Consider the following 25,078-nt stretch of genomic DNA (forward strand, 5'->3'; position numbering starts at 1 on the left):
ATGATGCAGCTGACCCGCGAAGAGTTTAAACGAAGGATTGAAGAGAAGAGACTCGCGATCGCCTTCATCGGGATGTCCAATATTGGGAAGAGCTATCGAGCACGCCAGCTCAAGGAGGAGAAGCGGTTTGATCTCCTCTCTGTGGATAGCGAGATCGAAAAGATCCTGGGGCTTGAGGGGATTGAGGCGGTCGCCCATTGGATGGGGTTTCCCCATGAGAGGAGATATCCGAAGGCAGAAAGGGATTATCTGGAGGCTGAGGCCCAGGTGATGGGGCAGCTAAAACCACCACGCAAGAAAAATTTTATCCTCGATACGACGGGAAGCGTTATTTATCTCACCCCTGAAACTCTTGGGTTACTTAAAGAGAACTTTTTTGTGGTCCATTTTGCGGTTGATGCGACGATGATCCAGGAGATGACAGAAAAATTTTTTGCCCATCCAAAGCCGGTAATCTGGGGGGGGATGTTTCAACAAAAACCAAAAGAGTCGCTCGAGGTGGCATTTCGACGGTGTTACAGTGACTGGCTCAAGTTTCGTCTGACGAAGTACCATGAGCTAGCCGACCTCTCGATTTCCGGAAAAATTTCTACTGATTCAAAAATTTCGATCGATCAGTTTCTAGAGGCGATTCAGGAAAAGTTATTTGCTAGCGGCGACGCCCCGATCTCCAGGAAGAGCGACTAAGATCCTGGTCCCACTCGTCGCGTCGCCACTTGACCGTTTTGGAAACATGACGCCTCTTTCTTGGAGGGCTGGCCTCTTCGCCCATTGCCACCACCCGCCTTCCCTTTCGAAGGACGGAGGACCGACCTAGCCGGATCGGATGACGACCGAGCAGCCCAATCCCCTCTCCACGGCCGCCGCGGAGTCCTATCGGTTTTCTCCGACCACGGAGGACGATTCCGAGACAAAGGGCGGTCAGTCCGACTTGGGCCGCCCAATAAAGGGATTGAAGTTGTGAGTTATTCTCGGACTCGGGAGAGGAGTCAGAGTTTCGAGGAGAAGGGAAAATGGCATTTACCAATCGTGCAAGCCATGAATTCCCTATCGCGTTGATTGCCATCAGGTAAGCCTGAATCCTTCAAACATATTTGTCGCAATCCACTCAAGATGTCGTGTCAATGTCCCATATTCCGCCAAGAGGAAACCAGGTGTTAATGGGTCATCCGCTTTCTCAACAAGGCGAGGTCTCTTGAGGGCGCCTCCCTCTTCGTAAGTTGCTTGAAAGTATCGATGCGATCGAACGGTTTTCGAACATTGCTGCAAATATTCATGGGCCCTACGGAGCCCATCTCGAGTCAGATCAAAAACCGGTTTGGATGTCACGTCAGGTGCCGTCGGATGGGAGTGAGCGAGGACAAACTTGAGACTTTTCTGCTCTATAGCCACCTCCCTCGCCAAACTGCCCCATGTGTAGATTCCCATTGAGCGGGAGGCGATACGATCTGCAATAAAAAATCGGTCCAGGCAAAGCATTCCGGACCCATCAAATCGCCATCCCCCTAAGAGGCGAGTTGGTTTTGTGGATGTTAGTGTCGACACGATTGAGGAAGAGGCACGGCCTCGGCCCCCTGCAGCACGAATAGCGAGAGTTGTCAGGCCAATCAGGAGGAGGCCACCAGCAATACCACCTACCATATCCCCCATTCCCATCGTGGTAGGGGGTGTCCCGCGAGAAGCGACGCACCGACCCGCCTCTTCTACCATATTTCTTATCTCTTCCAAGCCCACCTGGATCTGATTGAGACAGTCTTCCCTTACCGGTTCATTTCCTTTTATGGAGGCGTTTTGAAAACGCCACCGGTCATCCATGAGTTCTTTAAAGAGATCCTCGATCTCGTTCATCTTTGGTCGAAGGCAATTCCTCGTCTTGGCGTCAAAGTCACCATATCGATTCAGCATCCCGCTCCGGAGGAGATACAGTTCATTAACCGTTCGTTCGACCTGTTCCCAATCCCCCCGATCTTCGCCGGTTAAATCGTCTGGGGGGCGTGAGGGATTAAAACGAATGTCATCGGCCCGGAAGCGAATACAGGCGGTCAGCCCGGCGCTGAGAAGCCCAAGAGTTGCGAGTTGGCTGGCTGAAATACGCATATTTTTCAATTCTACTATCGAGATCGATTAGCAAACGTTGTGAGGAAAAATAATGGCACTTTACGAACTTTCGCTAGCAACTTTTAATGAGATAAGCCGAGAACAATAATGAAAGCTGCTTGGGTAGTAAAAGCAAAACGGGGGATCCAAAAGTGGATCCCCTTTTTTATTGGTTAAAAAGGTATGGGCAGGGAGGGAATCGAACCCCCGACGCACAGATTTTCAGTCTGTCGCTCTACCGACTGAGCTACCTGCCCCAACGGCGTTAGGAAACGCCCTCTTTTTGGCAGGAGGGAATGGAGCTGTCTAGGAAAAAAGACTTTGACGGTAAGTGTCATTTATGATACCTAAAGCGATCTTCAAAATTAGAATTTCTGAAAACCTCAAGGAGGATCAGTAACATGGCGCTCCAATTCAAACCTGGTGATAAGGCAGTCTACCCTGCTCATGGTGTTGGTGAGGTTAAGGCTGTCGAAACAAGAGAAATTTCAGGAAACAAACAAACTTTCTACATCCTTTCTATCCTGGATAACGGGATGACGATCATGGTCCCGACCCAGAATGTGAAGAGTGTCGGGTTGCGTGAGATTATTGATGAAGACCAGGTGGACGAGGTGTACGAAATCCTCCAAGAGCGTGATATTACTATTGATAATCAGACCTGGAATCGACGCTATCGGGAGTACATGGACAAGATCAAGACCGGTTCTGTCTATGAGATCGCCGAGGTCATGAGAGACCTGTCTCTTCTCAAGTTTGAAAAAGAGCTTTCGTTCGGAGAGCGCAAGATGCTCGATACCGCCCGTAGCCTCTTGATCAAGGAATTGGCCATTGCCCAAGACTGCTCCGAAGAAGAGGTCTTGAAAGAGATCCAGAAAATCTTTAAATCCTAAAAGAATGGATATTCAGGCGATCATCCCCTCTGCAGGGCAGGGGAGGCGCTTTGGTGCCTTGAAGCAGTTTTTAGATCTCGAAGGCAAACCGCTTCTTTGCCATGCCTTGGAATCTTTTCTGAAGTCTCCCCTTATCACGGGGCTTTGTCTTGTTGTTCCTGAGCCAGAAATGGAACAGGCAAGGGAAATAGTCGACTCGTTTTCTACCAAAAAACAGATCAAGATTATTGCTGGAGGGGCAACACGACAAGACTCTGTGGCACGCGGTTTTGATGCCCTGAAACCTTGCGATCTCGTTGTCATCCATGACGGTGTCAGACCATTGATCTCAACCACCTTGATCGAAGATGTCATCTCTGCGGCACGGGAATCCGGCGCCTCTGTCGCTGGCTTGCCTGTTAAAGAGACCACGAAGGAAGTGTCGAAAGAGATGTTCGTGACTAAAACAGTTGATCGAAATCAGCTCTGGAGTATTCAAACACCACAGGCCTTCCGTTACCCCCTCCTCAAAAAGGGGTTCGAGCAAGCGAAGAGGGACAACTTTACAGGGACAGACGAAGCGATGTTAGTCGAACGAATAGGGGCAAAGGTCAAGGTCGTCGAAGGAGATCCGTATAATATTAAGGTGACTCGTCCTCAAGATCTGGAAATGGCAAAAAAGCTTCTGGTGCTCCGGAGGGCAAAATCATGAGAATCGGATTGGGATACGATATTCATCCTCTGGTAGCCGGGCGAAGTCTGGTCATCGGGGGAGTGAAGATCCCGTTTGAAAAAGGTCCGATCGGACACTCTGATGGAGACTGTCTTTACCACGCTATTGCGGATGCCCTGTTGGGGGCTGCCGGTTTAGGGGATATGGGTCACTACTTCCCCGATACCGACCCTCGCTGGAAGGACGCTCGTTCCGACATTTTCCTAAAAGAGGTGCGAAAACTTATTCGAGATCGTCACCTTGCTATTGAAAATATTGATGTCAATATCCATCTCGAAAAACCGACGCTCAAGCCTCATCTCGCTGGAATGATACAAAATATCAGCGAGCATCTTGGCATAGAAAAAGAGAGGATTAATATTAAGGCGAAACGGGGCGAGGGGCTCGATGCCATCGGTCGTGGAGAAGCGGTCGCTGCCCAGGCGATTGTCCTTCTCAAGGAAGGCCATTAAGAAATGACACTGGCAATCTACAATACCTTTACTCGTCGGAAAGAAACTTTTGAACCAATCAAGCCAGGCGAGGTCAAGATGTATGTCTGTGGAATTACCTCTTATGATGAGTGCCACCTCGGACATGCAAGGGCTGCAATCGTCTTCGATATTGTTTATCGTTATCTAAAATATTTAGGTTACGAAGTGAGCTACGTTCGAAATTTCACGGACGTTGATGATAAAATTATCAAGAAGGCGAATGACGCCAAGACGAGTTGTGAGGCGATCGCTGAAAAATACATCGTTTCCTATAGCGAGGCGATGGCTCAGTTAGGAGTCCAATCTCCAACGATTGAACCCCGTGCCAGTCAACATATTGCCGAGATGCTGCATTTGATAGATTCCCTTGAGAAAAAAGGGTTTGCCTATGTTGCGGGAACGGATGTCGTTTATCCCGTTCGTCAGTTTCCTGGTTATGGAAAATTATCCCATAAAAAAATCGACGAACTCGAATCCGGCGCTCGAGTCGATGTCGACGAAAAAAAGAAAGACCCTCTGGATTTTGTTCTCTGGAAAGGATCGAAGCCGGAAGAACCGAAATGGCCTTCACGATGGGGCGAGGGGAGACCCGGTTGGCATATCGAATGCAGCGCCATGAGCATGAAATATTTGGGAGAGAGTTTTGATATTCATGGAGGTGGGCGGGATCTTATTTTTCCCCACCATGAGAATGAAATCGCCCAGAGTGAGGCGGTAACAGGGGTCTCTTTTGTCCGCTATTGGATCCACAATGGTTTTGTGAATATCGATCAAGAGAAGATGAGTAAGTCCCTTGGGAATATCCGAACAATTCCTGAGATCCTCAAAAAATGGTCCCCTGAGTCCGTGAGGTTATTTCTCCTCTCAACCCATTATCGGAGTCCCCTGAATTTTACTGAAACAAGCCTCTCAGAGGCTGAGGAGGCGGTTCGGCGCGGTTACGAAACACTGCTAAGATTAAAAAAACATCCTGAGGGAGAGACGGCGCTCCCTGAACCCCATCTCTTGAGCCATTTTTCAAAGTATATGGATGACGACTTCAATTCTGCGCAGTTCATTGGCACCCTCTTCAACAAAATCCGTCACCTGAACAGCTGGCTGGACAAAACTCCCGATGTCGAAGCCGAAAGTCGAACAGATTTTTTCGAACAATTAAAAAAAATCGGCTCTATTCTTGGAATTTTTGACAAAGATCCTGAACAATACCTTCAGGCCAAAAAAGAATCTCGTGTATCTACCCTCGGGCTCTCACCTCAAGAGATCGAAAAGAAGATCCTTGCCCGGCAAGAGGCCCGCTCCCAAAAAGATTGGAAGGCGGCCGATGTCATTCGACAAGAACTGGCGCAAAAAGGTGTCGAGCTCAAGGATAACCCTGATGGCACGACAAGTTGGAGCGTCAGAGCAACTCCCCAGTGAAAATATTCAGGTGATGTTTCAGCTTGAGTTGCCGGTCTTGGTCCATCATGCCACTTGAGAGTTCGTCTCCGATCAAACCGAAGACCCGACCTTCTAAAAATATCGGACGGGTATTACCGTACCAGTCAGCGCAAGAGGTGGTGCAACTCTCGGATGGCTCGTTGAAGGCTTGGAGCCCTGTCGTTTGACTGAACTCAATGGATCCGTCAGTATCGATATTAAAGAAACTGATCGATGGGATGATCTCATAGCCGTCCCAACAAAAAATATCCGGAGAGGAGACATCCTCCAGACAGGATCCGACCTCGACGATGGACTGCGTTGCAAGACCAAAAGTGTCGAAAAATTCCCCCTCATGATAGGCATACCCGTGGCTCCGCCATTCCCCTTCAAAAAACGGAACCGTAATGGAATCGGAGATTTTTGGCGTGTTGTCTAAATCAACAAGGTTAATCCTCAGGTTGGAATCAAGATCAAACTGGTCTCCCTCTGGACCGATAGCGACAAATCGGTTGCCGGCAAGTTCCAATCTCTGGACCACCATGCCGGTATCCAAACGAGTCACCTCTTGAGTTCCCCGGTTAACGATCGTCAGAAATTTATCGCCGCCCAAGGCGAGATGCGTCGGGCTGAATCGATTGACCCATGGTTTCCCCCCCAAATCGATTATCTTCTGACGAGAAAGACTTGAGGGGAGGTCATCAAAGGCATCGAATGGGATTTGTGTTAAGGTGGTTTTCGCTTCGTATCCAGAACTTGTCCGTTGAAAGTTCATGAGCAGGAGATCAATGCCATCCTCTGATTCACTGAATGAAAACTGATCGAGAGGAAACCCTTTTACCTGAACAACACCACTCGTCGAGAGATCCAGAGATAAGCTGTAGAGCAGATTCGCTTCCTTGTCGTTATTGGACCACCCCTTGCCCGCAAAGAGATAGGCGTGATTCTCCGAGATGTAGAGCTCACGGGGCCATGAGGCGACAAACGCCTTCCCCTCGCAATCAAGGCGAGAACTTTCTTCAAGATCGCAGATCAGGATCGAGTGCAGAACCGGCCAGCTTGTCTCTTGGATCGGCTTGAAAATGTCGGTCGGCCGGAACAAAGGTGCTTGCGGTGTGAGTTTCCCCTCCCCTTCATAAATGTAGAGCTGTGGCATTTGGAGGTGCCTTTCAGAATCGAGTAGGCTGGAAGAGGCATACGGTGTATAAAGAATAAGTTTCCCATTCAAGAGTCGTCCCGCATAATTCTTCCAGGAATAGTAATCATTCGATTCGATGAAAAAGGTTTTTAAACGCGAGAGACTTCCCTCTTCGGAGATCTCGAAAAAATTAAGCTCTGTCGCACTCCTTTTATACGGTTTGTTCGGGATCACACCATAGCGATAGCCGATCACGATCGCCCGATTCTCGTGGACCAGAAGTTCATCATACCAGACGTTATTATCAAGCCCGGCAGGTGTGACCTCCTCCTGATCAATCTTCTTCAGAGAACCGTTTTCCCCGACTTGGACAGTCACAAGCCTGCCACGACGCAGGATGATCAGAAGATCCTTGTAGTTCTTGACCAACCCCCCTTCATCAACACCCGATTCCTGGTTATTGGTGATCTCGGCATTGTTGCCGCTTGACGCCGCATCGGCAGCCGGTTCGCTCGATACTCCCGTTGTCTCGGCATCTGCAGCGGAGGAATCGCTGTTCTTTATGGCATCTACCTGCAGCAGGTAGTCTTGCAACTCAGTGTCGTCAGAAAATGTCTTTAATTGTGACAGGACAAGGTCGGGTTTCAGGTCCGGTGGGACAGGTCCCGGAAGGCCGGACCCCTGCACAAGACATCCTGCATAGATAATAGTCGTTATGATGACCCCGATGAGTTGTTTTGTCTTCATGATGATTCTCCGTTTCATGAATCTATTATCGCCGGAAGGTCTTCAGGGGTCTATTGGGAGGGATCTGTTTTTGTATTCTGGAGAATACGGCTCTATTCGAACCGAAGTGAATCGATGAAGGCCTCAAATTTCTTAAGTCCATCGTTAACATCGAAGAGATCGGTGATGACGTAAAGGAGAGTTTTTTCGTTTAAAAAATAGTATTCCTGCCGATCTCCTCCCGTATCTCCGGCCTCAGGATTGTCATATTTAAAACCGGATATCTGGCTGTTGGAGAATTCCTGAAAAACACGGGAGGGAAACTTGGATTCCAGGTAATTCAAAAGACTGTCAGGCACCGAATTCAAGGTGACATAATAAATAGTTACGATCGTCGTCCCATCAGTGAATTCTGTCGACGGTGAATCCGATGTGTCTATCCCCTCGGCAGGGGCAGCAATAGGGGCATCACCGGCAGTGGTACTGTCTGGCGATCCAGCAGCAGGAGTCTCTGTCACACTCCAACCACTGTCATATCGGGCGGAAACCCCAAAATCATCATTCGTATAATTTGGCTCTTCCTCTTTTGGAACCCCAGGTGTTTGAGGATTCCCGGTCTCTGTCCCCCCAAAACAACCACCTAAAATAACAAAAGAAATGAGAAAAAGGGTCCGCATCCGCTTCATTTTGGCCACAAAACCCCCGAGAGATTGAAGATCTGAAAATTGAGTTGGTAAACAGAATCAACTTTTTGATCATCCGATAGCAGGATATTCAATTCACGACGGAAATCCTGAATCCTCCGTTTCGCCTCCTCAAATTTTTCCTTAGACAAGGCTAATGTTAGCGAGGAGATATCCCTTTTTTCTGGAGGTGTTTTCTCGATTGATTCAGCGGCCTTTTGTATCATTTCCCGATGAAAATTGGCGATCGCGAGTGACACCACCTCGCGATCGGTTGTCATGTTACGAGTTGCCTGGATAAGGTGTCCCGAAGAATTCCTCTTCAAGAAACCGAGTTCCAGAAGAAGTTCCAGAGCGACCTTGGCCTCTCGGGGTGTAATCGGAGGAAAGAGTCTTTCCGCAATCCATTGGGGGTCTTCTTTAAAATCTGGGAGCAAGACTAACTCGCGTACGGCTGGATAATACCATCTGGAATAATAGACGAAATAATCCTTTTCGATCTGCTTGATCTCGCGATAACGACGCGATCGAGACAATGTTTCGTACCATTGATTTCTTTCGCTATCATTGGGCGCCTGATTAAAATTAACCAGCGCTTCGAAGAAGGAACTTTCCTCCTTGTTTAAATGAAGCGCCTTGCTAAAGCCTCGGATTCCCTGCGGACCAAGATTACGCTTCCCCTCCATCACGAGCTTGAGAAAATTGGGCGATTTTAATCCGGCCAATCGAGAAAAAGTCCTAAAGGAAAATAGAGCCCCCCTCTTCTCTTTTGCCTCTCTATAGTAGTCCTTGAGAAAATGACGGTAGTTAAGATAGTTAAAAAGATCCGGCACGATAATAACCTTTCTTAACTCTATTATCGTGAAAAGGAGGTGTTGAGTCCACTCGATTTTTAAAAAGATACATTTTTAAGAATACATTAATAATATTAAATTTAATAATTTCATTTACTTATTATTAAATATTTATATTTTTTAATTATACAGAATACATATGGGAAACGGTAAATTCAGATTAATTAGCGAATTCAAACCAAAGGGGGATCAGCCGAAGGCGATCGAGGCCTTGACCGAGGGGATTTTAAAAGGGACCAAACACCAAACTCTTTTGGGGGTCACCGGATCTGGCAAGACCTTCACCATGGCTCACACCATTGCCAATCTGAATAAACCAGCCCTCATCATCGCCCCCAACAAGACACTCGCCGCCCAACTTTTTTCTGAATTTAGGGAGCTTTTCCCTGAAAATGCGGTTGAGTATTTTGTTTCCTACTATGACTACTACCAGCCGGAGGCGTATGTTCCGCATCAGGATCTTTACATCGAAAAAGATTCTTCGATTAATGAAGAAATCGACAAGCTCCGCCACGCCTCTACGCGATCCATTTTAGAACGACATGATACGATCATCGTCGCCTCGGTCTCGTGCATCTACGGTCTTGGTTCTCCCGAGGCGTACCATGGGCTTGTGGTCCCTATTGAAAGTGGAAAAGAATACCCCCGGCAACAGCTCCTGAAGGACCTTATCAAGGTTCAGTATGAAAGAAACGACTATGATTTTCATCGAGCCACCTTTCGTGTCCGAGGGGATGTGGTTGAGATTTTCCCGGCCCATGAGGAAGAGCGCGCGATCCGTGTTGAATTTTTTGGAGATGAGATTGAACGCCTGACTGAGATTGATGCCCTGCGTGGTCAAATCCTCAAAGAACTTGAATCGATCACTATCTATCCCGCCTCACATTACGTCACCCCTGAGGAACAGATAAAGCGTGCCATCCAGAACATTCGCGATGAACTGAAAGAACGTCTGGAATGGTTCAAAAATCAAGGGAAGCTGGTGGAGGCTCAACGGCTCGAGCAACGAACCAACTTTGATCTGGAGATGATGGAAGAAATGGGTTTTTGTAAGGGGATCGAGAACTATTCACGACATATTACAGGACGGGGTGCTGGGCAGCCACCACCGACGTTGATTGACTACTTCCCACGCGATTTTCTTCTTTTTGTCGATGAAAGCCACATCACCATCCCGCAACTCAATGGGATGTACAACGGAGACAAGAGCCGAAAGGCAAATCTTGTTGATTACGGGTTTCGCCTTCCCTCAGCCCTCGACAATCGACCGCTCAAATTCGAAGAGTTTGGGGAACTGATTCATCAGATCATCTATGTCTCCGCGACCCCCTCAGACTACGAAATCAAAACATCGAAAGGGGTTATCATTGAGCAGCTCATCCGTCCCACCGGTTTGATCGATCCAAAGCCAGTTGTACGACCGGCAGAGGGGCAGGTCAGTGATCTTGAAAAAGAGATTCGGCTTCGTGCAAAAGAGGGAGAACGGGTTTTGGTAACCACTCTCACAAAAAAAATGTCTGAAGATTTGACACGTTACTATCAGGAGAAGGGGATTCGGGTTAAATATCTTCACTCGGATATAGAAACTCTGGAACGTGTGGAGCTGCTTCGGTCATTACGGCTTGGAGAGTTCGACGTCCTTATCGGCATTAATCTTCTTCGTGAAGGGCTTGACCTCCCTGAAGTATCTCTGGTTGCCATCCTGGACGCCGATAAAGAGGGTTTCTTGAGATCGGCGCGGTCTTTGATCCAGACCTTTGGCCGTGCAGCCCGAAATCTGAAGGGAGAGGCGATCCTTTATGCCGATCGGATGACCGACTCGATGCAAAAGGCGATCGAGGAAACTCTAAGACGTCGCAAGCTTCAAACCGACTATAATAAAAAACATGGGATTACCCCTCAGTCTGTAAAGAAAAATATTAGTGATGCCCTCCACTCCATCTATGAAAAAGATTATTTTACCGTTCCCGCAGAGACCACGAAAGGGGGAGAGAGAATCCCCATCGAAAAAATCCCTGAGATCATTGAAGATCTCAAGAAACAGATGAAGAAATTTGCCACCAATATGGAATTTGAAAAGGCTGCTGAAATTCGAGACAGGATCAAGCTCCTGAGGGAGAAGGAACTCACGCTGGGTATCCGCGCTTAAGTACCTGGGCGATGTCTGTGTAAAATCAGCCCGTGGGTCGGATCATAGGGAGACACGCCAACCGTAACCTTGTCTCCCACAATGACCCGGATTTTAAAGCGTTTCATCTTCCCGCAAAGTTTTGTTGAGACCGTCACGCCGTTCTCGAGGGCGACCATATAATTCCCACCGCCGGTTGCATCTTTGATCTGACCCTCAAACTTAACGAGATCGTCTTTCGACAACGCCTAGAATCCCCCTCGAGAGCCTCGGCGTCCGCCGCCACCACCACCACCAAAACCGCCACGTCGTCCTTCATTACCACCACGATCCCGATCGTCACGTTGCTCTTTTGGACGAGCTTCATTGACGGTCAAGGCACGACCTGAATGGTCCTTGCCATTCAACTCAGAAACAGCGCGAAGGGCCTCTTCGTCAGTCGACATCTCGACAAAACCGAAGCCCTTGCTCCGTCCTGAATAGCGATCCATGATGACCTGTGCGGAAACGACAGTCCCCATCGGAGCGAAAAGCTGTTGGAGCTCCTCGTCTCGGATGGAATAAGGCAGATTGCCTACATACAGTTTCTTACCCATGATTAACCCTCCTAAGGTTTGGGTGTGAGCCTTAAGAGGACATGGGCACCATGCTCAAATCTCTCAAAAAAGGCCACGATCACTGACCGGCCATTTATGCAACTTTAGGCTAAAAATGTCAACGGGGTGTCATTTTCTACGCACCCGTTTTCTCATTTCGTCGATAGGAAGCCTGTCAAACGGAGGTTATTTATGCCCGATACTGACCAACGCCGTCATGCCCGCCTCGATATCGCACTTTCAGTCAATTATGTCATCCAGAAGCCGGGCGGCGATCTGAGTGAGATCGCCGAGTCAAAAAGCGCAGATATCAGTGCCGGGGGTATTCGCTTGATGACCCCCCATCTACTTGAAAATGGGACACTTTTAAACCTCGAAATCCAACTCCTTGACGAAGAGGACCAGGAACCGATCCGTGCCCAGGGGGAGATCGTCTGGCAAAACAAGCTTTCGGATCATTGCTTCGAAACCGGTGCGATTATTCGGGATATGGATGAAAAAGACAAAGAACGCTTCATGACCTTTATCTACAATCAGATGTCCCGCCTTGTGGAGACGAATGGCACGCCTAGTCGCTACTTGCATTAGTTTGAAAAAATAACCGAAATCATTTATCCCTTTTCTCCGTGAATCTTAAAGAGAAGTCCTCTCATTTTCCCACCTCTCCTGGGGTCTATTTAATGAAGGATGACCGGGGAGGTATCCTCTATATTGGCAAGGCCAATGATCTCAAAAAGAGGATTAGCAGCTACTTTGGGAAGACAAAGGAAAACCGGCATCAGATCCAATTCCTCATGAGGCGTGTCCAAGACCTCGACCACATCGTTACCGAAAATGAAAAAGAAGCGCTCCTTTTGGAGAATACGCTTATCAAAAAACACCACCCTAAATACAACATCCAGCTTCGAGACGACAAAAGCTATTTAAGCCTTAAGCTCTCAACAAAGGACAAATTCCCCCGCCTCTATGTCACCCGCCAGATCAAAAAAGATGGTTCCCTTTATTTTGGCCCTTACTCATCGGCTGCTGCTTGCCGTGAAACGGTTGATTTTATTGAGCGACATTTTCGGCTCCGGACCTGTTCAGACCAGGAGTTGACGAACCGTATTCGCCCCTGCCTCCAGTACCAGATCCATCGATGCGATGCCCCCTGTGTCGGCTATATCTCGGAAGAGATTTATAAAAGGACAGTCGAACAGGTAAAACTTTTTCTCCAGGGTCGAAAGCAGGACCTCCTAAAAGAAGTCGAACAAGAGATGGCCAAGCTTTCAGAACGGGAGGAGTTTGAAAAGGCGGCGAAGGCTCGCGACCTGATCCGGTCTATAAAGGAAACTCTCGAAAAACAGTCTGTCGCACGGCATCGGTGGATTGACCAGGATGCCATTGGGTTCTACCGTGAAGGGGAGCGGATCACTTTTTGTGTTGTGGAGATCCGAGAGGGGAAGGTCTGGGAATCTCGACTTTACCATCTCAAGAATTATCAGGAAGAGCCTGTGGTACTCGAGGAATTTCTGAATCAATACTATGGAGAAGGGCGTCTCATCCCGGATGAAATTCTCTTGCCCTCCGATTTGGAAAATAAAGGGCCTCTTCTTGAGGTTCTTCAGGAACGTCGTGGGAAGGCTTGTTCTCTCCTCTCTCCCCAAATGGGTGATCGGAGGGATCTGATCCGGCTTGCCTTCAAGAATGCAGAGGAGGGGTTTCGTCACCGGGAGGCGAAACAGGAAGAGATCGGGGAAATCTTGGACCACCTCCAGTCGGTTCTGCACCTCCAGAATCTTCCACGACGGATCGAGTGTTTTGATATCTCAAATATCGGAGGAACCCTGGCAGTCGGGTCTCTTGTCAGTTTTCTTCAAGGAGAACCTTTCAAAGAAGGGTACCGCCGATTCCGTATCAAAACAGTGCTGGGACCCGATGATTTTTCGATGATGAAAGAGGTTTTGAAAAGACGACTGATCCGAAGCGAAAAAGAGGGGGATAAGGGAGAAAAATGGGAAAGACCCGACATGATCCTGATCGACGGTGGCAAAGGACAACTGAACTCTGTTATCGAAGTCATGTCTGAACTCAATATTACGGGAATTGATATTGCCGCGCTGGCAAAGGCCCGACCCGACGAGTCAAGCGACAAGGTCTACCTTCCAGGGAGAAAAAATCCGGTCCGATTAAAACCCCAATCGAGCCTTCTTCATCTCCTCATGCGGATCCGTGATGAGGCGCATCGCTTCGCGATTACCTACCATAAGAAGCTTCGACAAAAACAGTTTCTGTCAAAATAATGACACTTGTTTATCATTTTGAGACACCAGCCACTCCATTTCTAAAAATAGAAAAATAAAAAAGATTTAAAAATCATCTAGTAAGCAGAAATAGGGGGCGGTCCATCCTGTGGCACAGGGATTGCACTTTCATGAAGGCGGGAGGTGCAAAGGATGTTTGCCGATCCAGAATTGGAAAGCGTCCTGGAGTCGCTCTGTTTCGAGGTCAGGGGGGAGACCTCGAATCCCTCTCAACCAACGGTCCTTTCTTGTGGTGGGATTCTTTTGCCAAGACCAAGTTCTTCGATGCATCTTCAGAGATGGCAACAAGTGATTAACCTTCCTCACGGTGAGATCTCGGCAAAAATCTTTATCCACAATGCGCCGGACAAGAGAGATGATCTAAGGCACTTTCTCTTCAAGGAAACGTTAAACTAGTCCTGAGTTCATCGAAGGATTAGACGGGATCAAGCCAGGCACGATATTTCGAATTCTCTCCCCGGACGACGCTGAAGAAAAGCTCCTGGACCTGTCGTGTCACGCTACCAGGCTTTCCAGCGCCGATGGTCCTGTTATCGATCTCCCGAATTGGTGTGATCTCCGCTGCAGTCCCTGTTAAAAAAACCTCGTCAGCAAGATAGAGTTCATCCCGACTGAATCTTTCTTCGGAAATAGAAATACCGTTGTCTCGCAAAAGTGTGATGACGGAATCCCTCGTAATTCCCTGAAGAATCGAGGAACCGAGAGGGGTTGTCTTGGCAGAACCATTCTTCACCAGGAAGACATTTTCTCCAGAGGCCTCCGCAACAAATCCATCGACATCAAGCAGGATCGCCTCTTCATAGCCGGCCAATATCGCCTCTCTTTTTGCCAAGATTGAATTAATATAGTTCCCACAGGCCTTTGCCTTGTTCATCGTGGTATTAACGGGGGGTCGACTGAATGAAGAGACCTTTGCCCGGATCCCATTCTTGATCCCCTCGTCACCCAGATAGGTTCCCCACTCCCACGCCGCTACTGCCACACGCACTGGATTTGACGTGGCATAAAGCCCCATCTCACCATCCCCAAGAAACACGATGGGACGGATATATCCTTTCTTAAGGCTATTGATACGGATCGTCTCTTTACACGCCTCAATGATCTCGTCCTTACCAAAGGGGATCTTCATATTAAAAATGTGGGCCGAATCAAAAAGGCGTTGGATATGTTCCTTCAGGCGAAAGACCGCCGATTTTCCGTTTGCCCCCTCATAGAACCGGATTCCCTCAAAAACGCCGAGACCATAATGGAGGGTATGGGTCAAGACGTGAACATTCGCCTGATCCCAAGGAACGAGTTTGCCATCCATCCAAATTTTAGCCGCTTTTTTGAGCATCGATGCCTGTTCCTACCGTATCCCACTCCCGGAGTCGAGATGTTTTGTGGTTTATCAAAATGATAGAATTATCAAAATGATAAGAAACCATAGTTTCGATATTCAGTTTGGAGATCGATTCAACCTACTGAATAATAATGGAAATTATCTAATGTTCGCGCCTGTCTTGCTTTGGCACTTAAATTGCTCTATCACTCATGTATGATGATCTCTTCTCCTAGGCACCAATTCAAAAAATGGCTCCCCTGTCTCATGTTCTGTGCCATCTCATTTATTTCTCCCGCTATCTTCGCACAAGCTGTGACAATTAACGTGACTACCTTTTCAGACGAATTTGATGAAAGTGGAACCGGTACCGGCTGCTCACTCCGAGAGGCGGTCCAGGCGGCCAACACCAACGCCCCCTTCGGTGGTTGCACGACGGGGGGGACAGGCCAAGAGACGATCCAACTGCCGATCGGTACTTACACATTCACCCTCTCTGGAACAGATATTACGAACATGGCCGGAGACCTTGATATTAGCTCCAATCTGATCCTCCGGGGAGAGGGGACCATTACGGATAACACCGTGATCAATGCCAATGGGCTTGATCGGGCCCTCCAGATCCTCTCGGGCGGCATCGTGGAGGTCAATAACCTGACCATTCTGAATAGCAACGCTGGTGCCGGTCTTGGTGGAAGTATTTATAATAACGGGACGCTGACGCTGAACCGCGTTGTCATCAATGGTGGTCAGTCATTGGATGGGACGGTCCAAACCTTGAATGGAGGACTGCAGGCGAGAGGTGGAGGCGGAATTTATAATGAAGGGACACTGACGATCACTCGAAGCACCATTCGACATAGTCGTGCCTCCGAAGATGGGGGTGGACTTTATTCGGTGTTGGGGAGTGTCACCATCACAAACAGCACATTTGGTGAGAATCGGGTGAATCGAAACGGAGGTGGAATTTATTTTTCGGGTGGTACAGCAACGCTCCTCCACGTCACTATAAGTCGTAACTTTGCCGACAATGACTATACCGTGAGTCGGGGTGGGGAGGCCGGCGGCCTGTATGTCGATACGGGAGTCCCGGTGACCCTGACCAGCACGTTGGTTGCGGGTAACGCTGATTTTTCGACTTCCGCTGGTGTTGCCCATGATTGTGTCGGGACGATCTCTTCAGGGGGTGGGAATATCCTCCGCAATAATGCCGGTTGCAGCTTCAGTTCCGTCGCTTCGGACCAGGTGGGGACGAATGCTGCCCCAGTGAGTATCTCCATGCCATCAACTTTTACGAACAGTGGAGGACCGATACCGGTTTATTACATAGGCGTTATCACCAGTCCTATCGTTGATAATGCCGTCTCTACCAGTTGTCCCGCAACAGACCAGCGTGGTTTTAACCGGGAAGTGGGGGCCTGTGATGTGGGGGCGGTGGAGATTGTCTGTGGAGATGCCCTGGTCAATGGACCGCGTGAACAATGCGACGATGGGAATACCGCCAACGGTGATGGTTGTAGCAGTACCTGCCAGAATGAGTGGACCTGCCCGAACGGGGTTCTGGAAGTGACCGAAGAGTGTGACGATGGGAATAGCGTCGATGGAGATGGGTGTGATTCGAATTGCCGGACGACCCGATGCGGTAATGGACGAAGGACCGACGGTGAGGAGTGTGATACAGGTGGTGTCCAGACCAACGGTTGTGAAACGAACTGCCGATCTTCGACCTGTGGTGACGGGATCCTCAATACCCTCCGAGGAGAGCAATGCGACGACGGCAACGCTGTGAATACGGATGCCTGCACCCTTGGCTGCCAAAATGCGCGATGTGGCGACCGCATTGTTGGTCCGGGAGAAGAATGTGACGATGCGAACAGCATTTCTGGCGACGGTTGTGATGTCAACTGTACAGAGACCCGTTGTGGTAATGGTGTGATTACTTTAGCAGAGCTCTGTGATGATGGTGCCTTGAACAGTAACACTGTCGCTGGGGCCTGCGCGACCAATTGCCTGAGCCCCACTTGCGGTGACGGTGTGGTGAATAGCAACAATGACGAACAATGTGACAATGGTGTCACTAATAGCAATTCCCAATCAAATGCTTGCCGGACGACCTGCCGAAACCCCTTCTGTGGTGATGGTGTGACCGATAATACAAGTAGCGAGACCTGTGATGACGGTCTATTGAACGGACAAGCCGGCCGCTGTAACAGTTCCTGCTCCGGTATCGTTCCACAGCCAGCCCAGGAGCCAGAGGCTTCACCAGCCAGTGCAGGGGGGGACACCCTCAGTGGGTTTACCCCGGTTGTTGCCCCTGGAGTGGCAGAGGTACCGTCTGGTGTTATGCCTGAAGCCCCCTCAACCTCTCCTCCGCGACGCGCGGCGAGAGGGGGGGGATGTCAGCTGATCACGCGATAATTTTTCTGAGATTTTCGCTGTAGGGTTCTCGCAGGATCCCCTTCTCTGTCACAATCGCTGTTATCAACTCATGGGGAGTCACGTCAAAAACCGGATTCCTGACCTTGATCCCTTCCGGGGCGACCTGTTGACGGTAAAACCGCGTCACCTCATCGGCGGACCTCTCCTCAATCGGTATCTCCTGACCCGTTGGTGTCTCGAGGTCGATTGTTGAGGTCGGTGCTGCCACATAAAAAGGGATATCATGTTGTCTCGCGAGGACAGCGACGCCGTAGGTCCCGATCTTGTTGGCCACGTCCCCATTCGCAGCGATCCGATCGGCCCCGACAACGACCGCTTGGATCTTTTTCTGTCTCATGAAGTAGGCAGACATATTATCCGTAATCAGTGTCACCGGGATCCCATTTTTCGCAAGCTCCCAGGCGGTCAGTCGCGAGCCCTGAAGAAAGGGACGGGTCTCGTCGGCAAAAACCTCAAACCGTTTTCCTTGATCCCAAGCAGCATAGAAGAGACTGAGCGCTGTCCCCTGTCCTGCTGTTGCTAAGGCACCTGCATTACAATGGGTTAAAATCGTCTGGTTTGCCGGGATCAATGTGGCCCCATGCTCTCCAATCTGGCGACACATCTCGATATCTTCCTCACAGATTCGAATCGCCTCTTGTTTGAGCCTCTCCTTGAGTTCTGAGACGGAAAGGGTCGGATTCTTGACCATCACCCGTCTCATCTTTTCCACGGCCCACTTCAGATTGACAGCGGTGGGACGTGTCTTCAGCAATGTCGTGAGGATCCCCTCCATTTTGCCGCAAAAGGATTGGTAATCCCTTGCATCGACCCCCATCGCCCCCAACGCAACCCCCATCGCCGCCGTGACGCCGATCGCCGGTGCCCCCCGAACGGTCATGTTCCGGATCGCATCGGCCACCTGCATGTAATCGGAACATTCGACATAGGTCTCCTCAAGCGGCAGCTTTCGCTGATCGATCAGGATCACCTTATTGTCTTTCCACTCAATGGTTTTGAATTTCATGCCCTCACCCCATCCACCTTTTAATCGGAGGGATCTTATTGAGTAGACGAATATTGTCAACCAGTGTTCCGAAAAAACTCCCCACCCCCGATAGGCTGGGGATGGGGAGTTGAACGAATCTGTGGCAGGCGATTTACGGTATCGTGACAGAGACCTCATTACTTCCAAATGAGTCGCCATATGCATTGGTTGCCTTAATCCGATACCAGTAAGTACCTGCAGCCGGGACGGTGTTCGTGTAGGATGTCGCATTCGCTGCTGTCGTCGTCACCACTTCAAAATCACCTTCCAAACTGTCTTTTCGAAGGATTTTGAAACCGGTCTCATTACTGCTGTTATCTGACCAGGATAAAGCGACACTGGTTTCACTCGCTGTAGCTATCAAGTCTGTTGGAGCAGATGGCGGAATGTCGATTTTGTCGCAAACAAGGCCAACGCCATGATCGGTCCCTAGTTCTTTCACAAAATCAATACCCGTTACAGACCTTCGTGTGATACTAAAGACCTGTCTAAAAAACCTTGTGCTACAGATTGATAAGCAAGGGTTTTCTTGCATGGTGACACCAAGATAGCCATCCCTCACCCCAATGCTCCCGGTACCCCTATCACAGGCAGGGGCACAACCACCTCTTCCAGCCGCGCTGATCCATGCGATCTCGGGTGATGAATTCCAGGAATATGTCCCATCGCCATCGTTCACAATATTCAAGGTAATAGTAGACCGATTAAAGGCCCCATCAAAAGATGAAGCACCGGGATCCCCAACGTAATTATCGCTCTCAGCAGCGTACTTGGAACAGCTCCAACTTCCCACCACCTGATTGGTGCTGGTAATCCGCTGAAGGGCATCTTCAATAGTCCCAAAAACCTCATTCAATAGGTCCGCTGAAACGATATCTCCTGCTGAAACTCGTGGCAGACGAAAGTCCTCAGCGTTCGCTAACCGTAACATCATGGTCATTAAGAGAATGATTCCCAAGCTGACCACCGTGCTTTTTTTGCTGCATTTATTGAACTGCATATTGTCCTCCTCAATTCGTTTTTATTCAAAATTCGACTCACCAAACCCTGACTCTCCGAATCGATTTTTCTTCTGTGCCGCATTCGCTGGCTTTCCTCCAACACCCCCGCTTCCTTCGCTTCCACTTCCTACAGTAGAACCGACATCCCTCTCAGCAGGTGTCTCCGTGGCCCCTTTTTTGCCACTACAACCTACCGAGAGAGCCAAGTCCCCTATCAGAAGGATCGCAAAGAGCATCTTCCCCCACCTCATAAAACTCACCTTCCTTTCTCATTACTCAAACTTTGCATTACCAAAAGTTCCGATACCAAATTGATTCGTGGCCGCCGTTGGTTTATCCCCTCCTCCTGATGGATTTCCAACAACCGTACTTTCCTTTTTCTTGAAGCAGGAGGTCAAAAGAAGGAGCAGGATAAACGCTAATATTTTGAATCTCTTATTCCTCATTTTTCCTCCTTCACTGTCTTCATCTTCGTGAGACCGAAGAGCTGGAAATTTAGTTGATAGATCTCCTCCGAGGCCCTTTCCAAGGCCGCTGACCAACTTTGGATCTCTTTCAGAAACTGGAAAACCTTCGTTTTAATGAAGGGAAACTGCTGCCTTGGCAGAGGGAGTGTAATCGAGGAGATGAATCGTTCCTCCTCCGGATAATTGAGCGCCTCCAGTCCCCTCGAGATCATCTGCTGATGAAATTTATAAACCGAGATCGTCTTGACCGCCTCATCCGTAGTCAGATGAGTTTCAGAGTGTTTTAATTTTCCCCTTTCATCGCGGACGAGCAGACCGATTTGTAAAAGGACCCGAATCGCCTCCTTCACCTGCTCTTCGGTAACCGGCGGATAAAGGGAGGCGGCGATCACTTTCGGATCTTCCTGAAAATCTTTTAGGGCAACCATTTCCCGAATAGCGACGTAATACCAATTTGAGAAATAGGCGTACTGTTCCGTTCGAATCCGAGTTGTCTCACGATACTCACGGAAACGGAGAAGCGCCTTGAAATAGAGGTCTTTTTCACTTGCGGTTTCCGCCTGCGTAAATTTTACAAGATTTCCAAAAAATTCCTTCTGACGATTTTCCAATTTAAGCGCCTCGGCGAACCTCGGAATCATCTTCGAAGAGAGATTTCTCCTCCCTTCCATGATTAATTGAAGGTAGTTCGGTGATCTCAATCGTGCCCGTTTGGAAAAAATGCGGAATGAAAAACCATGTGTCGATTTCTCTTTATGAAAGCGGTAGAAATCCAAAAGATAAGCTCGATAATTATTGTATTCGTAGATATTCGGTTTCTTTTCTAAAGGTTTTTCTTCCACGTTGACTATTATCGGCGAATCCTCGGACCAAGTCATCCGCTATCCGCATAAAATCCGTGATTTTGTATACAGCGAGTCTTCACCCCAAGAAGGAACTTCATCAAAAAAACTTGTTGAGAATCGGGATCTTATTGACCAATGTTCCAAGTCTCGGCAAGGACGACACTCCGCCTAGGAAGATCAGGATCACCCCCACAATCTCGAGGAGGCGATGAATTCTCAAAGGAGAAAGGTTTCTTTTGATCGGATGGGAAAGGATAACTAAGATCACCCACCAGACGAGGGAACCGGAAAAAACCCCGAGACAGATCCGGAAATAATCGATCTTTCGAGGATCCAGTGGAATCAGATTGGAACCGGCAAAGAGCGCGGCAAACGCAATGATCGTCATCGGATTCGTCAGTGTTAAAAGGAAAACAGAGAGGGTATCCCACAGATAGTGATGGAGGTAGCGCTCTGAAAGGACCTCTTCGGTCTGAAGCGCGGGCGGTTTTTGAAAAAAAAGTTTGAGGCCGACGAGGACAAGCACAATGCCACCGAATCCTCCGACAAAGGGATGAGAGCCACCAATCTCCTCAAGCAGGGCCGTCAATCCGAGGCCGGCCAAGAAGGCAAAAAGGCCATCGGCCAAGGCGGCGCCGATCCCGCTCGCAATCCCGGCTAACCAACCGATCTGAAGGGAGCGTTGCAGGATCAGGATCGCAATCGGCCCGACAGGCAAAGCCACCAGAAAACCTAACAGGAATGATTTAAAATAAAGAATCATCTGCCGATCTTTTTCCGCAAGAGATCAGCGACGATCTTTGGGTTCGCCTTCCCTTTGGTCTTTTTCATCACCTGACCCAGAAAGAAGGCAAAAAGCTTTTCTTCTCCACCCCGAAACCTTTCAACCTCTTTTGGATTTTCGGAAATGGCCTCATTAATAGCCGCCTCAAGAGCCGCTGTATCCGAAACCTGTGTTAACCCCTCTTTCTCAATAACCTCCTCGGGGGGACGCCCTGTTTCATAAACCTTCTGGAGGACCTCCTTCGCCATGTTTGAAGAAAGGGTTCCGGCATCCACAAGAGTTAGCACCTTGGTTAAATGGTCTGGATTAAGTTTAGTGACGGGGAAGGGGCTATTGATGATCCAATTGGCAAGCTTCTTCGAGTCAGGATATTTTTGTAGCATCTGCTCAAAGAACGAAGCGATTTCGCCGGTCTCAATCAAGACCTCCGCCTGCGCTGGTGAGAGTTGGAACTGTTTGATAAATCGGTCGCGTTTTTTTTGAGGGAGCTCCGGCAGATTGCTTTGAATCTTTTCGATCCATCTCTCGTCGATTTCGACAGGGAGGAGATCAGGGTCGGGGAAATAGCGATAGTCATGTGCCTCTTCCTTTGACCTCATCGATTCTGAAACCTCACGTTCCGGATCCCAAAGCCGTGTCTCCTGGGCAGTGGTTCCCCCTCCCTTCAAGACTTCCGTCTGCCTCTTGATTTCATAGTAGAGGGCCTTTTCGATATGGCGAAAGGAATTCATGTTCTTGATCTCTACCTTGGTCCCAAACTTCTTGGTCCCCACTGGCCGGATCGAGATATTTGCATCACAGCGAAGCGACCCCTCCTCCATGTTCCCATCGCAGACGTCGAGATACATGAGGATCCTCCGAAGCTCTTTCAGATAGACAACCCCTTCCTCCGGCAACCGGATATCGGGCTCGGAAACAATCTCCAGAAGGGGGACACCGGCACGATTCAGATCAACCCATGATGCCGCCTTCGATCGGGAGACTGGGTGTTCATGCAAGAGTTTTCCGGCATCCTCCTCCATATGGATTCGGGTGAGTCCAATGCGTCTCTTCTCTCCCTTGACTTCAATATCAATCCAGCCCTTTGTGCAAATCGGGTTCTCATATTGTGAAATCTGGTACCCCTTCGGGAGATCGGGATAAAAATAGTTCTTCCTCGCGAAGATGTTTTTTCGCGTGATCTGACAATTTGTCGCAAGTCCCGCACGGATCGCGAACTCAACGACACGCCGATTCAGGACCGGCAGGACGCCGGGGAGGCCAAAGCAGACCGGGCAGGTATTCGCGTTGGGTTCATTGCCAAATTGAGTCGAACAGCTGCAGAAGAGCTTGGTGCGCGTCAAGAGTTGGGCGTGGACCTCAAGTCCAATGACCGGTTCGTAGTTCATACCTTCGGTCTCTTCATAATTTGGGTCTCCTCTTATGCCACTCTGTAGATTGTTCATAGGTATAGGCAGCCCTCAGGAGTTTCTCTTCTTGAAAGTGCGAACCAATCAGTTGCAGGCCGATCGGGAGTCCTGACTTTGTGAAGCCGCATGGAATGCTCATTCCAGGGAGGCCGGCCAGGTTCACATTGATCGTATAAATATCCGAAAGATACATCTTGAGTGGATCGTCTGTTTTTTCACCAAACTTCCAAGCGGCGGTCGGTGATGTCGGCGCTAGTATGACGTCATGGTTTTCAAAAATTTTTTCGAAATCCCTGCGGATCAGGGTCCGAACCCTCTGCGCCTTCAGATAGTAGGCGTCATAGTATCCGGCTGAAAGGACATAGGTCCCAAGCATAATCCGACGCTTCACCTCCACTCCAAACCCCTTGGTTCGGGACCTCTTGTAGAGGTCAATCAACGTCGTCGCCTCTTTTTGTCGATAGCCGTAACGGATCCCGTCATAACGGGCGAGGTTCGAGGAGGCCTCGGCCGGTGCCAAGATATAATAGGTCGGAACGCCGTAATCGGTATGAGGGAGTGAGACCTCGTCGACCTTCGCCCCAAGTTTCTCAAACAGACGGATCGCCTCCCGGATCGATTTTTCAACTTCCGAATCAAGCCCTTTCACAAAATATTCCTTTGGAACACCGAGACGCCACCCCTTGATATCGGGGATGAGTGATCGGGTATAATCAGGGACTTTTTCATCGAGTGAGGTCGAATCACGCGGGTCATGCCCTGCAAGCAGATTCATCATCAGGGCCGAGTCCGTCACATCCTTCGTCAAAGGACCGACCTGATCGAGCGAAGAGGCGAAGGCGATAACACCATAGCGTGAGACACGCCCATACGTCGGCTTCAAACCAACCACACCGCAAAGACTTGCCGGTTGACGAATCGATCCCCCCGTATCGGTTCCGGTCGCTGCGATACATTCCCCGGCAGAAACAGCCGCCACACTCCCTCCGCTCGATCCTCCCGGGATCCGTTCCAGGTCCCAAGGGTTTTTGACAATTCCAAAGGACGAGGTCTCATTCGAGGATCCCATTGCAAACTCGTCCATGTTGAGCTTTCCGGTCAGGATCATGCCATTCTGTTTCAACTTCTCTACGGTGGTGGCATCATACGGTGGGATATACCCCTCCAGGATCTTCGAGCCACAGGTGGTCTGAATCCCTTGGGTCAAGAAGATATCCTTGAGACCGATCGGGATCCCCATGAGCGGTGGAAAATCTTTCTGCTTCTCCATCATCGCATCCGAGGTCTGGGCCTGGATGAAGGCAAGTTCCTCGGTCAGGGTGATGTAGGAATGAATTTTTGGTTCGACCGAGCGAATCCTCTTGAAGACGGAATCAACAATATCGAGCGATCGGATCTCCCGTTTCTTTAGTTTTTCATGAAGTTCATGGATGGTCAGGTCACAGAGTTCCATCTAGATCACCTTCGGAACCTTGAAAAACCGCCCCTCCCGATCGGGTGCCTGAGAGAGGACCTCTTCCTGGTTTTTAAACTTTGCGGGTTCGTCATTCCTCATCGGGGTCGGGACCGAGATCGCATGGGCGGTCGGTTCAATCCCGGAGACATCGAGCTCGTTCAGCTTTTCAACAAAACTTAGAATATTCGAGAGCTGGGTGGAGTATTTCTCCATCTCGACGGAATTCATCTCAAGCCGGGCTAGCTCGACAATTTTTTTTACCTCGTCGGGAGAAAGTTTCATTGCCTTTGTTGGCTAACATAAGGAGGTG

At 49.3% G+C, this 25,078-nt stretch carries 27 protein-coding genes and 1 tRNA gene; 10 read left to right on the plus strand and 18 right to left on the minus strand.

Features of this window, described 5'->3' with window-relative positions; all coding sequences use genetic code 11:
- Nucleotides 1-3 precede the first annotated feature (3 nt).
- Nucleotides 4-687: a hypothetical protein gene (locus HYT76_01925; GenBank protein ID MBI2082304.1), complete on the plus strand. Its 684-nt coding sequence runs from the start codon at nt 4-6 to the stop codon at nt 685-687.
- Here the strand turns inward: HYT76_01925 and HYT76_01930 are convergent.
- The 3 genes from HYT76_01930 to HYT76_01940 all read right to left on the minus strand — a co-directional run bounded on the left by HYT76_01930 (nt 650) and on the right by HYT76_01940 (nt 2,354).
- Complete coding sequence (locus HYT76_01930) at nt 650-1,066, minus strand: hypothetical protein (protein MBI2082305.1); 417 nt, start codon at nt 1,064-1,066, stop codon at nt 650-652. The two genes, HYT76_01925 and HYT76_01930, sit on opposite strands and share 38 nt — an antisense overlap.
- Entirely contained in the window at nt 1,066-2,097 is a 1,032-nt protein-coding gene (locus HYT76_01935; GenBank protein ID MBI2082306.1) for a hypothetical protein, read from the minus strand. Before HYT76_01935 ends, HYT76_01930 begins: the two co-directional genes overlap by 1 nt.
- A 184-nt stretch (nt 2,098-2,281) precedes the next feature.
- Nucleotides 2,282-2,354 (minus strand) — tRNA-Phe (locus tag HYT76_01940).
- A gap of 144 nt (nt 2,355-2,498) precedes the next feature.
- Between HYT76_01940 and HYT76_01945 the strand changes: the two genes are divergently transcribed.
- The 4 genes from HYT76_01945 to HYT76_01960 are packed head-to-tail and all read left to right on the plus strand — an operon-like array spanning nt 2,499 to nt 5,591.
- A complete protein-coding gene (locus tag HYT76_01945; protein ID MBI2082307.1) occupies nt 2,499-2,990 on the plus strand; it encodes a CarD family transcriptional regulator in 492 nt (163 codons plus the stop codon).
- 4 nt (nt 2,991-2,994) lie between these two features.
- Nucleotides 2,995-3,681 carry a 2-C-methyl-D-erythritol 4-phosphate cytidylyltransferase gene (gene ispD / locus HYT76_01950; GenBank protein ID MBI2082308.1) on the plus strand — a complete coding sequence of 229 codons (687 nt, stop codon included), beginning with the start codon at nt 2,995-2,997 and terminating at the stop codon, nt 3,679-3,681.
- Nucleotides 3,678-4,154: a 2-C-methyl-D-erythritol 2,4-cyclodiphosphate synthase gene (locus HYT76_01955; protein ID MBI2082309.1), complete on the plus strand. Its 477-nt coding sequence runs from the start codon at nt 3,678-3,680 to the stop codon at nt 4,152-4,154. The genes ispD and HYT76_01955 overlap by 4 nt, the downstream gene beginning before the upstream one ends.
- A gap of 3 nt (nt 4,155-4,157) precedes the next feature.
- Nucleotides 4,158-5,591: a cysteine--tRNA ligase gene (locus HYT76_01960; GenBank protein MBI2082310.1), complete on the plus strand. Its 1,434-nt coding sequence runs from the start codon at nt 4,158-4,160 to the stop codon at nt 5,589-5,591.
- On the opposite strand, the gene HYT76_01965 is transcribed toward HYT76_01960, so the two are convergent.
- The 3 genes from HYT76_01965 to HYT76_01975 form a co-directional block, all read right to left on the minus strand.
- Nucleotides 5,572-7,494 carry a beta-propeller domain-containing protein gene (locus HYT76_01965; GenBank protein ID MBI2082311.1) on the minus strand — a complete coding sequence of 641 codons (1,923 nt, stop codon included), beginning with the start codon at nt 7,492-7,494 and terminating at the stop codon, nt 5,572-5,574. The two genes, HYT76_01960 and HYT76_01965, sit on opposite strands and share 20 nt — an antisense overlap.
- A gap of 74 nt (nt 7,495-7,568) precedes the next feature.
- Nucleotides 7,569-8,141: a hypothetical protein gene (locus HYT76_01970; protein ID MBI2082312.1), complete on the minus strand. Its 573-nt coding sequence runs from the start codon at nt 8,139-8,141 to the stop codon at nt 7,569-7,571.
- Nucleotides 8,138-8,971, minus strand: a complete 834-nt coding sequence (locus tag HYT76_01975; GenBank protein ID MBI2082313.1) for a TIGR02147 family protein — start codon at nt 8,969-8,971, stop codon at nt 8,138-8,140. Before HYT76_01975 ends, HYT76_01970 begins: the two co-directional genes overlap by 4 nt.
- Before the next feature lie 160 nt (nt 8,972-9,131).
- On the opposite strand from HYT76_01975, the gene uvrB reads away from it, so the two are divergent.
- On the plus strand, nt 9,132-11,141 hold the full coding sequence (gene uvrB, locus HYT76_01980; GenBank protein MBI2082314.1) for an excinuclease ABC subunit UvrB: 2,010 nt from the start codon (nt 9,132-9,134) through the stop codon (nt 11,139-11,141).
- Here the strand turns inward: uvrB and infA are convergent.
- Nucleotides 11,138-11,365 carry a translation initiation factor IF-1 gene (gene infA / locus HYT76_01985; GenBank protein MBI2082315.1) on the minus strand — a complete coding sequence of 76 codons (228 nt, stop codon included), beginning with the start codon at nt 11,363-11,365 and terminating at the stop codon, nt 11,138-11,140. The two genes, uvrB and infA, sit on opposite strands and share 4 nt — an antisense overlap.
- Before the next feature lie 3 nt (nt 11,366-11,368).
- Complete coding sequence (locus tag HYT76_01990; protein MBI2082316.1) at nt 11,369-11,716, minus strand: RNA-binding protein; 348 nt, start codon at nt 11,714-11,716, stop codon at nt 11,369-11,371.
- Between the two features lie 192 nt (nt 11,717-11,908).
- Here HYT76_01990 and HYT76_01995 point away from each other — a divergent pair, with 192 nt between their 5' ends.
- The 3 genes from HYT76_01995 (at nt 11,909) to HYT76_02005 (ending at nt 14,415) form a co-directional block, all read left to right on the plus strand.
- Complete coding sequence (locus tag HYT76_01995; protein ID MBI2082317.1) at nt 11,909-12,304, plus strand: PilZ domain-containing protein; 396 nt, start codon at nt 11,909-11,911, stop codon at nt 12,302-12,304.
- Between the two features lie 38 nt (nt 12,305-12,342).
- Nucleotides 12,343-13,998, plus strand: a complete 1,656-nt coding sequence (uvrC, locus tag HYT76_02000) for an excinuclease ABC subunit UvrC (protein MBI2082318.1) — start codon at nt 12,343-12,345, stop codon at nt 13,996-13,998.
- A 153-nt stretch (nt 13,999-14,151) separates the two neighbouring features.
- Entirely contained in the window at nt 14,152-14,415 is a 264-nt protein-coding gene (locus tag HYT76_02005; GenBank protein ID MBI2082319.1) for a hypothetical protein, read from the plus strand.
- A 19-nt stretch (nt 14,416-14,434) separates the two neighbouring features.
- On the opposite strand, the gene HYT76_02010 is transcribed toward HYT76_02005, so the two are convergent.
- A complete protein-coding gene (locus tag HYT76_02010; protein MBI2082320.1) occupies nt 14,435-15,355 on the minus strand; it encodes a branched-chain amino acid transaminase in 921 nt (306 codons plus the stop codon).
- Nucleotides 15,356-15,559: 204 nt separating this feature from the next.
- Here HYT76_02010 and HYT76_02015 point away from each other — a divergent pair, with 204 nt between their 5' ends.
- On the plus strand, nt 15,560-17,758 hold the full coding sequence (locus HYT76_02015; protein ID MBI2082321.1) for a DUF4215 domain-containing protein: 2,199 nt from the start codon (nt 15,560-15,562) through the stop codon (nt 17,756-17,758).
- Here HYT76_02015 and mtnA read toward each other — a convergent pair.
- From mtnA to gatC, 9 genes are all read right to left on the minus strand, one after another.
- Entirely contained in the window at nt 17,748-18,785 is a 1,038-nt protein-coding gene (gene mtnA, locus HYT76_02020) for an S-methyl-5-thioribose-1-phosphate isomerase (GenBank protein MBI2082322.1), read from the minus strand. The genes HYT76_02015 and mtnA overlap by 11 nt on opposite strands.
- A gap of 133 nt (nt 18,786-18,918) precedes the next feature.
- The gene (locus tag HYT76_02025; GenBank protein ID MBI2082323.1) at nt 18,919-19,806 is read right to left on the minus strand and encodes a fibronectin type III domain-containing protein; all 888 of its coding nucleotides are present in this window, start codon (nt 19,804-19,806) and stop codon (nt 18,919-18,921) included.
- Between the two features lie 21 nt (nt 19,807-19,827).
- Complete coding sequence (locus tag HYT76_02030; GenBank protein ID MBI2082324.1) at nt 19,828-20,043, minus strand: hypothetical protein; 216 nt, start codon at nt 20,041-20,043, stop codon at nt 19,828-19,830.
- Nucleotides 20,044-20,079: 36 nt separating this feature from the next.
- Entirely contained in the window at nt 20,080-20,253 is a 174-nt protein-coding gene (locus tag HYT76_02035; GenBank protein MBI2082325.1) for a hypothetical protein, read from the minus strand.
- Nucleotides 20,250-21,116: a TIGR02147 family protein gene (locus HYT76_02040; protein ID MBI2082326.1), complete on the minus strand. Its 867-nt coding sequence runs from the start codon at nt 21,114-21,116 to the stop codon at nt 20,250-20,252. Before HYT76_02040 ends, HYT76_02035 begins: the two co-directional genes overlap by 4 nt.
- A 100-nt stretch (nt 21,117-21,216) precedes the next feature.
- A complete protein-coding gene (locus HYT76_02045) occupies nt 21,217-21,882 on the minus strand; it encodes a LysE family transporter (protein ID MBI2082327.1) in 666 nt (221 codons plus the stop codon).
- Complete coding sequence (gatB, locus tag HYT76_02050; protein ID MBI2082328.1) at nt 21,879-23,291, minus strand: Asp-tRNA(Asn)/Glu-tRNA(Gln) amidotransferase subunit GatB; 1,413 nt, start codon at nt 23,289-23,291, stop codon at nt 21,879-21,881. The genes HYT76_02045 and gatB overlap by 4 nt, the downstream gene beginning before the upstream one ends.
- Before the next feature lie 13 nt (nt 23,292-23,304).
- Complete coding sequence (gene gatA / locus HYT76_02055) at nt 23,305-24,765, minus strand: Asp-tRNA(Asn)/Glu-tRNA(Gln) amidotransferase subunit GatA (protein MBI2082329.1); 1,461 nt, start codon at nt 24,763-24,765, stop codon at nt 23,305-23,307.
- Nucleotides 24,766-25,050, minus strand: a complete 285-nt coding sequence (gene gatC, locus HYT76_02060) for an Asp-tRNA(Asn)/Glu-tRNA(Gln) amidotransferase subunit GatC (GenBank protein ID MBI2082330.1) — start codon at nt 25,048-25,050, stop codon at nt 24,766-24,768.
- Between the last annotated feature and the right edge of the window lie 28 nt (nt 25,051-25,078).

The organism is Deltaproteobacteria bacterium (assembly GCA_016180845.1).
In the GTDB taxonomy this organism is placed as follows: Bacteria; UBA10199; UBA10199; order JACPAL01; family JACPAL01; genus JACPAK01.

Bases quoted from the DNA above. Each gene is read 5' to 3' on its own strand.
- HYT76_01925 (MBI2082304.1), top strand. From the start codon at position 4: ATGCAGCTGACCCGCGAAGAGTTTAAACGAAGGATTGAAGAGAAGAGA.
- HYT76_01930 (MBI2082305.1), bottom strand. From the start codon at position 1,066: ATGGCAATCAACGCGATAGGGAATTCATGGCTTGCACGATTGGTAAAT.
- HYT76_01935 (MBI2082306.1), bottom strand. From the start codon at position 2,097: ATGCGTATTTCAGCCAGCCAACTCGCAACTCTTGGGCTTCTCAGCGCC.
- HYT76_01945 (MBI2082307.1), top strand. From the start codon at position 2,499: ATGGCGCTCCAATTCAAACCTGGTGATAAGGCAGTCTACCCTGCTCAT.
- ispD (MBI2082308.1), top strand. From the start codon at position 2,995: ATGGATATTCAGGCGATCATCCCCTCTGCAGGGCAGGGGAGGCGCTTT.
- HYT76_01955 (MBI2082309.1), top strand. From the start codon at position 3,678: ATGAGAATCGGATTGGGATACGATATTCATCCTCTGGTAGCCGGGCGA.
- HYT76_01960 (MBI2082310.1), top strand. From the start codon at position 4,158: ATGACACTGGCAATCTACAATACCTTTACTCGTCGGAAAGAAACTTTT.
- HYT76_01965 (MBI2082311.1), bottom strand. From the start codon at position 7,494: ATGAAACGGAGAATCATCATGAAGACAAAACAACTCATCGGGGTCATC.
- HYT76_01970 (MBI2082312.1), bottom strand. From the start codon at position 8,141: ATGAAGCGGATGCGGACCCTTTTTCTCATTTCTTTTGTTATTTTAGGT.
- uvrB (MBI2082314.1), top strand. From the start codon at position 9,132: ATGGGAAACGGTAAATTCAGATTAATTAGCGAATTCAAACCAAAGGGG.
- HYT76_01990 (MBI2082316.1), bottom strand. From the start codon at position 11,716: ATGGGTAAGAAACTGTATGTAGGCAATCTGCCTTATTCCATCCGAGAC.
- HYT76_01995 (MBI2082317.1), top strand. From the start codon at position 11,909: ATGCCCGATACTGACCAACGCCGTCATGCCCGCCTCGATATCGCACTT.
- HYT76_02005 (MBI2082319.1), top strand. From the start codon at position 14,152: ATGTTTGCCGATCCAGAATTGGAAAGCGTCCTGGAGTCGCTCTGTTTC.
- HYT76_02010 (MBI2082320.1), bottom strand. From the start codon at position 15,355: ATGCTCAAAAAAGCGGCTAAAATTTGGATGGATGGCAAACTCGTTCCT.
- HYT76_02015 (MBI2082321.1), top strand. From the start codon at position 15,560: ATGATCTCTTCTCCTAGGCACCAATTCAAAAAATGGCTCCCCTGTCTC.
- mtnA (MBI2082322.1), bottom strand. From the start codon at position 18,785: ATGAAATTCAAAACCATTGAGTGGAAAGACAATAAGGTGATCCTGATC.
- HYT76_02025 (MBI2082323.1), bottom strand. From the start codon at position 19,806: ATGCAGTTCAATAAATGCAGCAAAAAAAGCACGGTGGTCAGCTTGGGA.
- HYT76_02030 (MBI2082324.1), bottom strand. From the start codon at position 20,043: ATGCTCTTTGCGATCCTTCTGATAGGGGACTTGGCTCTCTCGGTAGGT.
- HYT76_02035 (MBI2082325.1), bottom strand. From the start codon at position 20,253: ATGAGGAATAAGAGATTCAAAATATTAGCGTTTATCCTGCTCCTTCTT.
- HYT76_02045 (MBI2082327.1), bottom strand. From the start codon at position 21,882: ATGATTCTTTATTTTAAATCATTCCTGTTAGGTTTTCTGGTGGCTTTG.
- gatB (MBI2082328.1), bottom strand. From the start codon at position 23,291: ATGAACTACGAACCGGTCATTGGACTTGAGGTCCACGCCCAACTCTTG.
- gatA (MBI2082329.1), bottom strand. From the start codon at position 24,765: ATGGAACTCTGTGACCTGACCATCCATGAACTTCATGAAAAACTAAAG.
- gatC (MBI2082330.1), bottom strand. From the start codon at position 25,050: ATGAAACTTTCTCCCGACGAGGTAAAAAAAATTGTCGAGCTAGCCCGG.